The sequence below is a fragment of the Paraburkholderia sp. genome (assembly GCF_049581445.1).
Lineage (GTDB): Bacteria > Pseudomonadota > Gammaproteobacteria > Burkholderiales > Burkholderiaceae > Paraburkholderia.
The window spans coordinates 1-14,229 of the sequence record NZ_JBAURZ010000349.1; the positions used below are offsets into that span (position 1 = coordinate 1).

The 14,229-nt window shown below is 63.1% G+C and carries 10 protein-coding genes and 1 pseudogene; 5 read left to right on the top strand and 6 right to left on the bottom strand.

Features of this window, described 5'->3' with window-relative positions; translation table 11 throughout:
* Positions 1-539: pseudogene (locus WCA85_RS29495) on the top strand (hypothetical protein); the annotation flags it as partial.
* A 150-nt stretch (positions 540-689) separates the two neighbouring features.
* Positions 690-983, top strand: coding sequence for a hypothetical protein (locus WCA85_RS29500; RefSeq protein WP_424068406.1), 294 nt, complete (start codon positions 690-692; stop codon positions 981-983).
* A 12-nt stretch (positions 984-995) separates the two neighbouring features.
* On the opposite strand, the gene glgA is transcribed toward WCA85_RS29500, so the two are convergent.
* Positions 996-2,627 (bottom strand): glycogen synthase GlgA, encoded by a 1,632-nt coding sequence (gene glgA / locus WCA85_RS29505; RefSeq protein WP_424068407.1) that lies wholly within the window; start codon positions 2,625-2,627, stop codon positions 996-998.
* A 534-nt stretch (positions 2,628-3,161) separates the two neighbouring features.
* Here glgA and WCA85_RS29510 point away from each other — a divergent pair.
* Both WCA85_RS29510 and WCA85_RS29515 read left to right on the top strand, forming a co-directional pair.
* Positions 3,162-3,431: a hypothetical protein gene (locus WCA85_RS29510; RefSeq protein WP_424068408.1), complete on the top strand. Its 270-nt coding sequence runs from the start codon at positions 3,162-3,164 to the stop codon at positions 3,429-3,431.
* 79 nt (positions 3,432-3,510) lie between these two features.
* The gene (locus WCA85_RS29515) at positions 3,511-4,590 is read left to right on the top strand and encodes an alpha/beta hydrolase (protein WP_424068409.1); all 1,080 of its coding nucleotides are present in this window, start codon (positions 3,511-3,513) and stop codon (positions 4,588-4,590) included.
* Positions 4,591-4,610: 20 nt separating this feature from the next.
* Here the strand turns inward: WCA85_RS29515 and WCA85_RS29520 are convergent, their stop codons facing one another.
* The 5 genes from WCA85_RS29520 to WCA85_RS29540 all read right to left on the bottom strand — a co-directional run bounded on the left by WCA85_RS29520 (position 4,611) and on the right by WCA85_RS29540 (position 13,260).
* The gene (locus WCA85_RS29520; protein WP_424068480.1) at positions 4,611-6,566 is read right to left on the bottom strand and encodes a putative bifunctional diguanylate cyclase/phosphodiesterase; all 1,956 of its coding nucleotides are present in this window, start codon (positions 6,564-6,566) and stop codon (positions 4,611-4,613) included.
* A 170-nt stretch (positions 6,567-6,736) separates the two neighbouring features.
* Positions 6,737-8,566, bottom strand: coding sequence for an ABC transporter ATP-binding protein (locus WCA85_RS29525; RefSeq protein ID WP_424068410.1), 1,830 nt, complete (start codon positions 8,564-8,566; stop codon positions 6,737-6,739).
* 158 nt (positions 8,567-8,724) lie between these two features.
* Entirely contained in the window at positions 8,725-9,831 is a 1,107-nt protein-coding gene (locus WCA85_RS29530) for a lipocalin-like domain-containing protein (protein ID WP_424068481.1), read from the bottom strand.
* A gap of 119 nt (positions 9,832-9,950) precedes the next feature.
* Positions 9,951-12,542, bottom strand: a complete 2,592-nt coding sequence (locus WCA85_RS29535) for an FtsX-like permease family protein (RefSeq protein ID WP_424068411.1) — start codon at positions 12,540-12,542, stop codon at positions 9,951-9,953.
* Positions 12,535-13,260: an ABC transporter ATP-binding protein gene (locus WCA85_RS29540; RefSeq protein WP_424068412.1), complete on the bottom strand. Its 726-nt coding sequence runs from the start codon at positions 13,258-13,260 to the stop codon at positions 12,535-12,537. The genes WCA85_RS29535 and WCA85_RS29540 overlap by 8 nt, the downstream gene beginning before the upstream one ends.
* Before the next feature lie 202 nt (positions 13,261-13,462).
* Here WCA85_RS29540 and WCA85_RS29545 point away from each other — a divergent pair, with 202 nt between their 5' ends.
* Positions 13,463-13,894: a PRC-barrel domain-containing protein gene (locus tag WCA85_RS29545; protein ID WP_424068482.1), complete on the top strand. Its 432-nt coding sequence runs from the start codon at positions 13,463-13,465 to the stop codon at positions 13,892-13,894.
* Positions 13,895-14,229: the final 335 nt, after the last annotated feature.

Below are 14,229 nucleotides of genomic sequence, written 5' to 3' on the forward strand. Positions count from 1 at the left end.
AGCCGGTATCAGCCGAACGCACCGAAACCAGGCCCGTGCCGTCGGGTGAGGGCAGCGCCCGGGCCGCGTCCGCGTCGACCCAGGTGCTGGTGCGCGAGTCCGCTTCAGTGAATAGCGCGGCCAACCCGTCTCCGCCTGTCATACCGGCTGGACCGCCGCCCACACAAAATAGCTCAACCGATGACATTCCGGCAGGACAGGATCACGGCGTCGCTTACGTCACGGGCGGCGTGGGGCAGGATGAGGCCACCGCGATTCGCGAACTCGCCTCGGGTTACAACATGCGGGCGACCTTTACCACACGTTCCGGCGAATACCTGTCGGGGGTGAACGTGCAGGTGTTCAAGGCAGACGGCGCCACGGTATTTGCCGCGACTTCAGACGGCCCGTATCTCTTTGCGCGCCTGCCACAGGGGCACTATCGCGTGATCGCCTCGGTGGAGGGCGCGGAGCGAAGCCGTGACGTCTACGTGCCGGCCCACGGTGGCGTGCACTTCACCCTGGTGTGGCCGAGCCTGCGCACGACGTCGACGAACTGATCGCGCGGCAAGCCTACGCTGTGGGGCCAGGGGGAGTATCGTTGAACAGGCCATGCCAGCGTGCGGGATGAGCATCACGAAACCGGCTCTCGGGCTATTTGCGCCGTCGGGCACCAGTCGTGCTGTGGACAGGCATCAATGGAGGTCACCATGACCCGAGACGAGTTTGAGAGCAAGCTCGCGATGATCCTACGGGACGTCGCGTTCGGGACCACCGCCGACCTGACTGAGCAGGCCGTTGCGTACTGGAACGGCGAGCATATCGTCTATGCCACGCTGCGCGAGGACGACAGCGGCCTCATCGACAGGGAATTCGATCTGGCCGCACAGTGGCCCGCATGGCGCGGGTGGCTCGAAGCGTGGATGAGCCAGCCTACCTTTAGCGTGCGTCCGGAACTGGAGATTGCGTGCAACGCGCATGAGGTTCCTGCCAAGGCGCGGTGAGGGTACGCGAGGTCACTGCGCCGCCGCTTGCGGCTTGTCGGCGTCATCGGCGAGCGCCTGCGACCGGCGGGTGCTGGGCGCCGTACTGGAACGCAGCGCGGCTTGCGCGAGGTTCGTGTTCTCGCGCTTGTTGATCCGCGTTTCGACCCGGGTGTCGACACCCGCGGCAGGACGGGCATCTGTCAATTCGCCATACACATCCAGATAGCGCCGCACGGGAGCGTTCCAGCCGGAATCGCGGGTCATGGCATTGCGCTGCAGGGCGCGCCATAGCGACGGATTCTTGAACGCATCGATAGCCCGCGCCACGGCGTTTGCGATGTCCACGGCAGTTTCACCTTCAAACAGGAACCCGTTGGCAGTGCTGTGGCGGTCCAGCTCGAAGGCATAGTCGGAGATCGTGTCGGCGAGGCCGCCCACGCGCGAGGCCACCGGGATGGTGCCAAAGCGCATCGCATACAGTTGCGTGAGGCCGCACGGCTCGAAGCGGCTCGCATGCAGCAGGATGTCCGCGCCCGCGTGCAGCATGTGCGCGAGCGTTTCGTCATAGCCGATGCACACGCCGACGCGGCCCGGCCACTGCGTGGCGAGTTCGCGCAGGCGGCGTTCGATGCGCACGTCACCCTGACCGAGGATGGCGAACTGCAGACGATCATGGCGCGACAGCATAGCCGGGATTGCTTCGGCAACTTCCTCGGCGAGTTTCTGCCCGGTGAGCCGGCTACCGATCGCTACCAGCGGCACGAACGGCTCGCGAGCCAGACCAAACGCCTGTTGCAATGAGCGCTTGCAGGCATATTTGCCGGCCACGTTGTCAGCCGAGTAGCGGCTCGCAATCAACGGATCGGTGGACGGATCCCACCTCTGCATATCGATGCCGTTCGTGATGCCAGACAGCTTGTGCGTCTCGGCGTTGAGCACGCCTTCCATGCGGTGACCGAAACGCGGCGTGAGAATCTCGCGGGCGTAACGCTCGCTGACGGTCGTCACCCGGTCCGCATGGACGATGCCGGCCTTGATCATGCTTAGGAAACCGTAAAATTCGATGCTGCGCTCGTCACTCAATGCGGGCGCCAGCAATTCGGGCGGCACGCCGATCCAGGCGCCTGCGGCCAAGGGATAGTTGCCTTGAAACGCGAGGTTATGGATCGTAAAGACGCTGCGCGCGGCCACCCCGCCAAGCTTCATGAAAAGCGGCGTCAACCCGGCATGCCAGTCGTGCGCATGCACGATGTCAGGGCGTTTGATGCCGCGTACGCCACGCGCGATTCTGGCCGCTGCCGCAGCCAATGACGCAAAGCGCACCAGATTGTCGACATAGTCCCGACCCTGGTGGTCAAGATAAAGTCCTTCACGATCGTACAGATGATCCATCTGCAACAGCAGCACCGAGAGTCCGGTATCCGGCATGCGGGCGCGGATGATGACGCCATCCCCGCCGGGCAACCCGGCCAGTTTCGCAACCCGGGTCGCGCCGAGTACGCGCTTGAGGGCGCTGGGATAGGCGGGCATGAGGATCGACGCGGCGACCCCGGCCTCGCTTAACGCTGCGCCATAGGCGCTGACCATATCGGCGAGTCCACCGGTCTTGGCGAGAGGGGCCGCTTCCGAGGCGACCAGCAGGACATTGAGCGGCGTCGGCATAGTGTGAAGAAGTGAAGGCGCTGGCTAAGGGAGAATCAACGGTGCCGCTAAAGCCGTTCCCCAGCAGCAAGCGCCGTGCCCATCTGTTTCGCTTCATGCGAACGGATGCACCTGTCCATTGACCGCGTCGGCACCGACGCCGTATCGGTCACTTTCGCGACGGGCTTGTCGCCCGTCTGCATCTCTCCGCGCACCCCACTGCGTAAGCCTGTGAGCGTCGACGGGTGTGCTAAGGGCATCGTTCGAGGTGGTTTGCGGTATGCGTTTCGCAGCGCAAATTATTTTGCTTGTGGCTCGCCTCATGACGCATACAAGACACCACGCAACCTGCAATACGCATCACGCCACGCAGTTTTTACGCAGAACGCGTAGACGATGCGCCGCCGTGGCGCCTCGTCTGCACCACGTCGCTACAGGCTTCGCCCGATTCAGCAGCACCCGCACAGGGGCACACCGCTTGCTGAATACGGTTGGGGTCTGCGCGGCTCGGTCGCTCAGCTTCTCAACACTTCCAACCTCATAGACGAGCACGTTATGAAGATCCATCACATCGTATTGATTTCGGCCCTGCTTTCAGGCTCTGGCATTGCGTTCGCAGCGGGCGGCAGTTCAGGTGGCTCCGGCAGTGCCGGGGGAGGCGGAGGCGGCGGCGTCGCTAGCGACTCGGCCATGACGGCTGCCAGCGGCAGCATGAGTACGAAGGCGCACTCGACCAAGAAGAAGCACACTACCGCGACGAAGCCGGCGAACGACACCACCAACATGCCCGGCGCGGACGCCAGCAGCGATACCAAGGGCAAGTGATCCCGGCAAAGCGTAGCAGGGCCGCCGGTGCCGGCCTTGCTTTCACTTGCGGATGTGAGCCGGACTTCGCGCCGCGACGATGTACGACTTGATCGAGGGTATGGCCATGACGCTGACCGAAACGCTCAAAGGGATGATCGGACTCGATCCGACCTCGCACGCGGACGACGATATGAAAGCAGTGCTGGAGGCTTTCAGGAGTCTGAAGCCCAAGCCCATTGAAACCTGCAGCGTTGCTGAAGCGCGCGAACAGCCCACGCTTGCCGACGCCGTCAGGAAACTGCTGACACAGGCCGGCCACGCCACGCGCCTGCCGCTCGAAGTGGAAGCCGTGGTGACTGAGGACATCAAAATTCCAGCGGGTGGCGACGCCGCAGGCACCACTGCTACCAACGCGGCGCGTGTTTATACCCCGGCTGGCGAAGGCCCGTTTCCGGTGATCCTGTATTTTCACGGTGGCGGCTGGGTGATCGCGGACCTCGACGTCTACGATGCGACGCCGCGCTCGCTGGCCGCGCAGAGCAAGGCGATCGTGGTCTCGGCGCGTTATCGGCAGGCGCCCGAACACAAACTCCCCGCCGCGCATCAAGATGCCTTCGCCGCGTGGCACTGGCTGGTGGAGAACGCGGCACGCCTTGGCGGCGACCCGCTCAAGCTCGCAGTAATGGGCGAAAGCGCGGGCGCCAATCTCGCGATCAACGTGTCGATCCACGCACGCGATACCGGCTTGCCGCCGCCCATCCACCAGGCGCTGATCTATCCGGTGGCGAGCAACAACATTGTCTCGATCTCGTACGAAGCGAATCGCAAGGCGCAACCGTTGAACAAGAAAATGATGCTGTGGTTCGTGCAGAACGTGATCAACGATGAACGCGATCTGAGCAGTCTGTTGATTGACGTCGTCAGCGCGGATCTGTCGAACTTACCGCCTACGGTGGTGGTGACCGCAGGCATTGACCCACTGCGCTCGGATGGCGAGAGGCTCGCGGAGAAACTGCGCGCGGCTGGGGTTGCCGTGGAGCACCGCGAATATCACGGCGCGACGCACGAGTTCTTCGGCATGGCGCCTGTCGTTCAGGCTGCGCGCGATGCACAGGCATTCGTTTCGCTGGCGCAGCGGCAAGCGTTTGGTGGGGTGCCGCTGGAGTCGACGGGTTGATAGTGACGATGACGGCTTCTTCACACCGCTGTGAGCTGGAGCCGACGTTGAATCATTGGCAGCGCGTCAGCCGGGGCAGGGCGGCCGAACAGGTAACCTTGCATGACGCGTACGCCGAGCGCAGTCAGAATTTCGCATTGCGCTTCGGTCTCGACGCCTTCGACCACGCACGCCAGCCCCAGATTGCGGCACAGATCAATCACAGAGCGGATGATCTGCCCGGAGGCGAGGTCCGTATCGACCTCGGCGACAAAGCTCCGGTCAATCTTGATCGTATCGAAGGGCAGCCGGTGCACATAGCTCAGACTCGAATAGCCGGTACCGAAATCGTCGAGCGACACATGACAGCCCGCCTGCTTGATCAGTGCGAGCGAGGCGCGCGCCTGTCTGAAATCGCGTGTCACTGCGGTTTCGGTGATTTCGAAATGCACGCGCTCGGCCGGGGTCGGTCCTGCGGCCACGATGTCGAGCAGTCGCCGTGAGCGGGGCACGGAAGAAATGTCCAGCGCAGACAGGTTGAACGACAGATAGACGTCGGCCGCCCAGTTTGCGGCTTCGGTCAGCGCCTTGCGTAACAGCACGTCAGTTACGCCGCGGATCAGGTCGGTGCGCTCGGCAATCCGGATGAACTCGTCGGGCCGCACCTGTCCGAGCTTGGGACTGCGCCAGCGTCCGAGGGCCTCGAAACCCGCCACGGTACGCTCGCGTACATCGCAGATCGGCTGGAACTCCAGATACAGCTCCGCCTCCAGGTTGGCCGCCTTGAGTTCCTGGGCGACCAGGCTCGCACGTCGCACGCGGTTTTCATGCTCGGCGGAAAACACGACCGCAGTGCCCCGGCGGCTTTCCTTGCCGACATATAACGCCGCGTCCGCGCGCTCGAAGATTTCAGCCGCGCTGATCCGAACGGCAGGCAGACCAGCCCAGCCGATCGTCCCCGACAGTTCGGCCGTGTTGCCGCCCACCATGTAGGGGCGCGTCAACTGCTCGCACAGCGTCTGGCCGAGTTGATCGAGTTCCGCCTCGCTCAGGCGCCGTTGAATGATGACGCCGAACTCGTCACCACCGAGTCGCGCGAAAAACATTGTCGGATCGGCCAATGCCAGCAGTCGCGCGCCGACCTCCTTGAGGACGAGGTCGCCGCTCGAATGACCGTAGATATCGTTGACCTGCTTGAAACCGTCGAGGTCGATCAGGCCCATATGGAAGCCACCGACAACGCTCGTGTCCTGTTCGGTCAGGGCGGTCAGCGAGGAGAAGAAACTGCGGCGGTTGGGCAGGCCGGTGAGACTGTCAATATTGGCAAGCCGGAAGTTGTCGTCGCTCAGTTTCTGCGTGATGGCCTGGCTCGCCAGCAATTCGCGTTTCGAATAGACGAGGCCGGCGTAGTTTCGGTGGTACAGGTCGACGATAAAGGCCAGCGCCACGCCGACAAACACCATGTCGATCGCCATGGCAATAAATACCGGGCGCCCTGTCGCGATGAGGCAAACCGTGCACGAGCCGATCACAATGGTCAGCAGTCGCAGCGCCGCCGCGCGTAAATTCATCAGGCAGAAAACACATCCCACCACCGTGGTCGCCATGTAAAAAGCGACCTGCGCTTGCTCGTAGGCAGGTCCGTAGCGAAACAGTTCCCACGCCCACCCGGTGAAGCCCACGGCGATCAGCCCAACGAGCCGCATGGACTGACGCAACGCCTGGACGGCTTGCTCCCCGGTGAGTGTCTCGTGCCGCACATGCCACCAACGCAGGCAGCGGATCACGCAAATTGCGCACAGGCCTGCGGGTATATAAATGGACGCCCAGGCCGGCGCGCAGTTCACGTGCGTGACGGCGACCGCCATCGTGCTGACGACGAGAATGAAGTAAAGCAGCGGAATCTGCCGGCGAAATGCCTGCATCTGCGACCGGACCAACTCCGGATCGCTTACGTCGACCTTGAACGCCGCCATCGCGCGAGCTACCGACACCATCAGTGCCTCTGGCATGGAGTGAGATGAAACACCGTATATCGGCATTCCTCAGAATATCTTCAGGATTTTGTCGAGTCCGAGTCCGAGTGCGTTGGCGTAGCGTGTCGGACAGACGGCAGGTAACGCAAACGTTGTCTTGCTGAACGTTATGGAAATTGTTCGGTAGAGCGTTAGGCGAGTCCGGCAGACGGAACGCGTTTGCGCTCGCGTGCGAGCGTGTCGCGGTAGATACCCGGTTGGGCTGCAAGTTCGGCAGGGCTGCCGTCCTGCACGATGCGTCCACGGTTGATGACGACGATCCGGTCGAAACTCTGCAGGGTGGACAGGCGGTGCGCGATTGCTACCACCGTGCGGCCTTTCATCAGCCGCTCGAGCGCCGCCTGGATGGCGGCTTCGGAGCCGGAGTCGAGCGAGGACGTGGCCTCGTCGAGCAGCAGAATGGGGGAATCCCGCAGGATGGCACGCGCAATGGCGATGCGTTGCCGTTGACCGCCAGACAGTTTGGCGCCGCGATCGCCCGCAATGGTATTCAGGCCTTCCGGCATGGCGGCGATGAAGTCGAGACAATTGGCGTCCGCACACGCGCGGCGCACATCGGCTTCGTCAGCCTTCGGCGCGCCGTAACGGATGTTCTCCAGCAAGGAACGATGGAACAGGGAGACATCCTGCGGCACGACGGACATGGCCGCTTGCAAGCTGTCCAGCGAAACCCGCCCGATGTCCTGGCCGGAGATGCTGACGCAGCCCGAGGCGGGCTCGTAGAAGTGCTGGAGTAGCGCGAGGATGGTCGATTTGCCCGCGCCGGAGGGACCAACCAGCCCCACGCGCTGGCCCGCCGGGATATGCAGCGTCAGGCCGTTGAGCACGGGCCTGCGACCAGGGTAAGCAAACGTCACGTTGGTGAAGTCGATACGCGCTTGCTCGACGAGCAGCGGCGCGGCGTCGGAGCGCTCGGGCATCGCATGCGGGCTCAGCAAGGTCGACGAGGCTTCGCCCAGGCGGGCAACGTGCTGGGTCAGATCGACGAACGCCACCGCCAGATCGCGCGTGCCGTGCAGGATCGCAAAACCGAGCGAACTGATCAGCACGACGTCGCCGGTGGTGGCGCGGCCCTGGCTCCATAGCCAGAGGGTCCAGCCGAGCATCGCTGCGGAAAGTATGGCTGTGGCGATGGCGTGCAATAGCCGCAGCTTTTCCAGGTACAGCAGACTGTGGGTGCGCGCTTTGGTTTCCGTCGCAAGGTGCCCGTCGAAGCGTTTGTGCTCGGCGCCGAAAGCACTGAAGGCCCGTACCAGCCCCATATTGCCGATGATATCGACCAGTTCGCCGTCGACCGATGCCGCTCTCGCGGCGAACGCCTGATGGCGCGACGTGCCCTTGCTCGCCAGCACGAACAGCCCGACGGCAAGAATGGCGGAGATTGCGACCAGCGCGGCGCTCATTTGAATACTGACTGCGGCCACCATCGCGATGGCCCCGACGACGGTCAGACATGGCGGCAGCGCCGTCCACGAAACGGTATTTTCGAGGACGTAGACGGCGTTGGCGGTGGCGGAGATGCGACTCGACAGCACGCCGGGCTGTTTGTCCGCAAAAAAGGCCGGTGGATGCGCGGTCAGATAAGCGAACATTTCGCGGCGGATGTCCCCCGTCACCGTGACGAAGGTCCGAGCGGCAATCCATCCACCGAGACGCCAGAACAGGTTATCCGCGACGATCAGGCCGACCAGCAACATAAAGGCATGCATCACGATGGCCGGATGTGCACGGCCAGAGGGCAGCGAATCGATCAGATTCTTGATTCCGTATTGGGACGCCAGCGCGCAGCCGACTGCGGCGATCACGCTCAGCAATACGATCAGATGCGAAAGTTTGCGCCTTGCGATGTAGCGCCAGAGCAGCCGCAAGGGCTTGCCCGCATAGCGGGACATCTCCCGCGAGCGGGCCCGGCGGCGTGCCTGACGCACGTGCCGCCGGTTCGCATTCTCCGTCATTTGCATGGCCACGCGCTCCGTTTCGATTAACGGGCCGAAAGCTTGCGGGCGCGAAAAAAAGGGGTGGCGCGGGCAAGGGGGCGTAGATCAGTGATACACCTCTGAACGCGGCAGCAAACGATGTGCCCGCGAGATTGCTTCTGGGCTATCCCGGTGTTATCAGATTAGCGCGCTGCCTTGGCGGGATTCTGTAGCGTCAGGGGTTTTGCATAACCCGTCAGTTCCAGGTAGCCGCGTCCAACCGCGTTGCCGTCACGTTTGATGGTGACCGCGCCTTCCCAATAGGCCGTGCCGGTCGAGTCGCGCGAGTCGAGTTCCTGGTCGTCGAGCAAGGGTTCGAGTTGCCACGTAAGCGGCCCGGTTCTGACGGTCTCTGCGACGGGATACGGTGTATTGGTTCGCGGCGAGCGCCACGTGCGCAGCGGTATGAAGTCCACCTGCGCGGGATCGAACGTGATGAGCTTGCCGTGCGCGTCGCGCAGCGCGGCATGCGCCCAGACCGATTTGCCGTCGCGTCCGCGTATCTTGAACGCCATCAGTGCCGAACCGTCGGCGAGATTGGCGCCGAGCCAGTCCCATCCCACCGCGTCGGGACTAAGCAAGGTGCTCGACCATTCGTGGTCGAGCCATGCGACACCCTGGACGGGTGTGCTTGCCGTTTGCTCCTGCGAGGCATGTCCAGGTCGGACAACAGTCCCGCACACGCGCAATTGCGGTTCGCTGTAGTAGTAGCTCGCCTCGTCCGGTGATGGTCCCTTTTGTGAGTAGCCCTGATCGCCCTCCAGAAGCGGTGGCTGCGTCGGCGCGAGCGAGAGGTTTAGCGCGAAGCCGTTCGCCCTGGCCGTCACACTGTAATGGCCGTCGGGGGCGCGCACCATGGTCCAGTCGTCGAGCTTGACGTCGGTATTGTCCGGTTTGGCATACGCGAGGTCAAAACCTTGTCGAGCAATTTTCTGATCGTGGATACCTCGGCCTAACGCGGGATCACTCAGGGCCGCATGGGCGATGATCAGTTGCGTCGGCGCAAACGCGCTGGGGTCCGCGCGGTCGTGTGGGGTCGCCGAACGAAAAAAGGTGATCTGGAATCCTAATGGCGTGCCATCCGGCGTATTCAGCCAGCCGGTTGCGTACCACCATTCGGTCTGGAATGCGGGATGCGCACCCGTGTCCGATGGGAACGTGAGTGCATGTCCGGGTGTGACCGTTGCGAACGTCGGCGGAGCCGCATGGGCGGTGGCGAACATCAGGCACAGCGACAGCCAGGCCAGCATAAGGGACACGCACGCCGAACCTGCGCGGCACACCATAACGACCGACGCAGCGAACCGCCGCGCTTCGTGACGGTGTTCAACCCGACGTTCCCGTTTACGCAAGACTGGCGGCGCTCGCATTACCAGTCCTCCTTCACCGCGCGTATCGCATCGATCGAGATGGCCCTGCGGCCTGCCAGTACCGCCGTCGCACATGACGCGAACAACATGACCGCCGCCACGGTGCACAAGACCCGCCAGGGCATATGGAGCGACATGGTCCAATGGAACGATTGCGGGTTGACAACAAACACGAGGATGAGGCTCACCGCGAACCCCAGCACGAAGCCCATCGTGATGCCAAGAGCCGTCAGCATGCCGCCTTCTTTGGCGAGAATCGCGAGCACCTGGCTGCGGGTCACGCCAACATGGCGCAACATGCCGAACTCCCGCGCCCTGGCGAGCGTCTGCGCCGAGAAAGTGGCGGCCACGCCGAACAGACCAATCACAATCGCCACCGCTTCGAGCAGGTACGTCACCGCAAAGCTGCGGTCGAAGATGGTCAGCGAGCGCGCGCGAATCTCGCCGGGTTGAGCGAACGTCAGCACGCCGCCAAAGGGCAGCGCGCGCAGTGCGGTCATTACTTGCTCGACACTTTTGCCAGGCGCGACGGTGATGGCGACGTCGGTTGCGCCGTTGTCGTGCGTGAGGCGCCGATAGTCGGCGAGGCGTAGCTGAATCGAGCCGGTTTGACGCACGTAGTCACGCCAGATTCCCGCCACGACAAACGCTTGCTGGTGCTCGCCTACCGGAAGCTCGACCCGCTGCCCGAGCCGGTAGCGATACAGATCGACCATCGCCTCGGAGACCCAGATCGGCGTGTCGCCATGCAGCGTGGCAGGCGGTAACACAGGGCCGGACATCTGGAGGGTGGCGCCCGGATCGGCGGCGTCGATTTCGCGCGCAATCAATGTTACGGCGGGGCGAGCGGGGTCGAGCGTCAGTTGCGAGACGCGGCTGAATGCTGCGGTTTTGACGCCAGATGCTGCCGCTATCCGCGCCTGGTCGTCCGGACTCAGCACACTGGTATCGCCGTTGGATGCGACCCGCACGTACAGATCGGCGGATAGCAGATGGCCTAGCCACTCGTCGACGGACACACGAAAGCTGGCGACCATGATGGCCATCGCGACGATCAGCGCGAAGCTGGACAGGACGCCGCTGATCGCCACCGACGCCTGACCAGGTGCGTTGGCGAGGCGCGACAGCGCGAGCGCCGTAGTGGGCGCGCGGGTGGCAGCGCTGGTCGACCCGGTTCGGCGCCGCTCGCGCGCACGACTGATCGCGGTAAACACGACTGCAGTACAGCGCGGCATCAACGCAATCCCACCGACCAGCAGAAGCGCCACCGCGAGGTAGCCGAGAATGGGCGCGTCGAATATCGGCGGCAGTTGCGTGAACACAGCCGCGAGTACGATGCAGACGAGGGCCGGCCACGGCGACGCGAGTCTCGCGAGCGCGCCTTCTTCGCTGCCCGCTTTCAGAGCCGTGGCGGGACGCGCGTCTGCGGCTTCGAGTGCTGGCGCGAGACTGCCGAGTACGGCAACGAGAATGCCCAATAGCAGAAACACGGCACTGGCCGCGGGTTCGAAACTGACGCGCGGCTGCACACCAGGAAAATAGCCACCACCCAGATCGCTGCCGAAGAAACGCAACGCGGCACCAGCAATCACATAGCCCAACGCGAGCCCGGCGAGCGAACCGAGTACACCGAGGAGCGCACCTTCCATCAGAATCTGGCGCAGCAACTGACCGCGCGTCAGGCCGAGTACGCGTAGCATCGCCAGTTGGGCGCGCCGCCGCACGACACTCAGCGCCTGGGTCGAAAACACCAGAAAAGCGCCGGTGAACAGCGCGACCAACGCCAGCACGTTCATGTTGATGCGGTAGGCGCGGGACAGGCGACTGGTGCGGCTGTCGACATCGCCCGGTTCGAACACGACAAGCTGAGGGGCAACGCGTGCTTGCAGGTCATGCTTGAAGCGTTCGCGGTCGATGCCGCGCTGCAATTCGAGGTCGACCCGTGAGAGTTTGCCGAGCCGCGCAAAGCGCCATTGCGCGGCGGCGATGTCCATCACTGCAATGCGCTCACCGGGCCGCGTTCTGACCAGGCCTCCCGCGACACGCAGGTTCACGCTCGACGTCCCGCTTTGTAGGGCAATGTGCTGGCCCGGCGCGGTATGCAGCCATTGCTGCGCGGCGGGCGAGAGGAAAATGGTGTCGTCCGCGAGCGTATCCAGCGGACGCTGCGAAGCGGGCACGCCGACGAGATCCGGCGCGATCCGGCTTGCCTTGAACACATCGATACCTAGCACCTTGAGCGGCGCATTCTGGCCGGGCACGGTCGCGTCCAGCTCAAGTACCGGGCTTGCGAGGGCAACACCAGGCTCGGTGGCCAGGCGTGGATACCAGGTATCGTCGAACAGCGGTTGGGCGCCGCGTACTTCCAGATCCGCTTCACCAGACAGGCTGCGCGCGGCGGCGGAGAATTCATTGAACGCTGAACTGTTGATAAGTTGTACGGAATAACCAAGTGCGACACCAAGCGCAATCGTCACGATAGCCACTAGCGCACGGCCGCGCTGGCTGTGCCATTCGGCGCCAATCAGCCAGCGGCCCAGTTGCCGCGCGCCGCGCGCGGAGCTGGAAGACGACGTAGCGCGGTTACGCATGAGGCTTATCGACACTGCGGACGCTGCGCCGGGCGGGGAGCGTACCGGGATGCAAATGACCGGCACTCAGGATCAGCACGCGGTCAGCGATCGCGGCAGCGGCCTCCGAGTGAGTGACCATCATCGTGGCCGCATGGTTCGAGCGGGCTTGCGCACGCAATAGCATGAGCACTTCGTGGGCAGTGTCGGGGTCGAGGTTGCCGGTGGGCTCATCGGCCAGAATCAGTTTGGGCTGATGCACCAGCGCACGCGCGATGGCGACCCGTTGCAACTCGCCGCCTGACAACTGGCGCGGGAAGTCGTCGCCGCGTCCGGCGAGACCAACGGCGGCGAGCATGTCGAGCGCATGAGCGGGCGACAGGTTATTCAGCAGCAACGGCAGCGCGACGTTTTGCGCCAGCGTCAGATGAGGCAGCACATGAAAAGCCTGAAACACGAAGCCGAGTTTCTGACGACGCAGGCGCGTGGCCGCATCGTCGTCGAGTTGGCTGACGGGCTCGCCGTCGATCAGCACGTCGCCACTATCGGCTTTATCCAGCCCTGCGATCAGATTCAGAAGCGTGGATTTGCCCACGCCGGAATCGCCCATGACCGCAACAAACTCACCGCGCGCGAGTGTGAAGTCAAGACCCGCGAGAACGACGCGGTTTGGACCGTAGGCCTTGCTCAGTCCTCGACATTCAAGTGCGGGAGCGGGGGATTCGTTGCGAACGGGCATGGACGTTGGTCGAGTGGAATCACGCGATGGTTGGAGTGCTGGCTCGCCTGGGAGTGACCGCGAGCGAATCAGGAAAGCGAAATGTGCATGTGCATATTAACCGCGATGCCCGGTTCGTGTCCCATAGGCCGGGCATGACGCGTGCTACTGGGTATTCCATCTATTTCATAGGGAGCCGTCAGGGAACGGTAAAGATCTGATGATGAAAATCAAGGCACAACTCTGCGCTGGCGCAATCCTGTTCACGTGCGCATTGCCCGCTGCGATGGCACAGATTGCCGGCGTGCAACCGCTCGGCGGCACGGTCGAAGAAACGAATGGATTGCTGCACGGCTGGAGCGTTCGCAAAGCGCTGGTCGACGAACCGGTTTACAACGAAGCCAATGACAAGGTGGGCAGCATCTATGACGTGATCATTGCACCCGATCGCAAGGCAACCTATGCGGTGCTGTCGGTGGGTGGCTTTCTTGGCATGGGCATCCATTACGTTGCGATTCCGGTGGATCACTTCGAAATTCGCAATGGCAATCTGTATCTGCCGGGCGCAACCAAGGCAGCGCTGAAGGATGTCCCCGAGTTCGAATACAACAAGCTGGAAAAGGCGACCAAGCCGCGCAAGGTGAGCGCGCAGTAGCGGCGGCAGTTCCGGCCGGTACGATATCTGGCGGCGTACATTGCCGCCAGATTGCTTTTGGCCGACGCAAACCCTGCTTTGGCACGGCCACGGCAGCATCTGAAGGCAGCAGATAAACTTCAATCAACTGGACGATGGATAGCAAAAACCACCGCCACGTCATAGACATAACATATCAATAACGTTGCGACAATTGCGTACCATTGGTTTGCAGTCTGATCGCGGACGGCATCCGTACTCGTCCAATGCGCGCCATACCACCGGTCTTCACACAAAGCTCATGCGCATTGGGTCGTCAGCGGTGGTGCATCAAAAAAAACTCACCATGTGATTGT

Bases quoted from the DNA above. Each gene is read 5' to 3' on its own strand.
- WCA85_RS29530 (WP_424068481.1), bottom strand. From the start codon at position 9,831: ATGCTGGCCTGGCTGTCGCTGTGCCTGATGTTCGCCACCGCCCATGCG.
- glgA (WP_424068407.1), bottom strand. From the start codon at position 2,627: ATGCCGACGCCGCTCAATGTCCTGCTGGTCGCCTCGGAAGCGGCCCCT.
- WCA85_RS29515 (WP_424068409.1), top strand. From the start codon at position 3,511: ATGTACGACTTGATCGAGGGTATGGCCATGACGCTGACCGAAACGCTC.
- WCA85_RS29545 (WP_424068482.1), top strand. From the start codon at position 13,463: ATGAAAATCAAGGCACAACTCTGCGCTGGCGCAATCCTGTTCACGTGC.
- WCA85_RS29500 (WP_424068406.1), top strand. From the start codon at position 690: ATGACCCGAGACGAGTTTGAGAGCAAGCTCGCGATGATCCTACGGGAC.
- WCA85_RS29540 (WP_424068412.1), bottom strand. From the start codon at position 13,260: ATGCCCGTTCGCAACGAATCCCCCGCTCCCGCACTTGAATGTCGAGGA.
- WCA85_RS29535 (WP_424068411.1), bottom strand. From the start codon at position 12,542: ATGCGTAACCGCGCTACGTCGTCTTCCAGCTCCGCGCGCGGCGCGCGG.
- WCA85_RS29520 (WP_424068480.1), bottom strand. From the start codon at position 6,566: ATGGTGTCGGTAGCTCGCGCGATGGCGGCGTTCAAGGTCGACGTAAGC.
- WCA85_RS29510 (WP_424068408.1), top strand. From the start codon at position 3,162: ATGAAGATCCATCACATCGTATTGATTTCGGCCCTGCTTTCAGGCTCT.
- WCA85_RS29525 (WP_424068410.1), bottom strand. From the start codon at position 8,566: ATGCAAATGACGGAGAATGCGAACCGGCGGCACGTGCGTCAGGCACGC.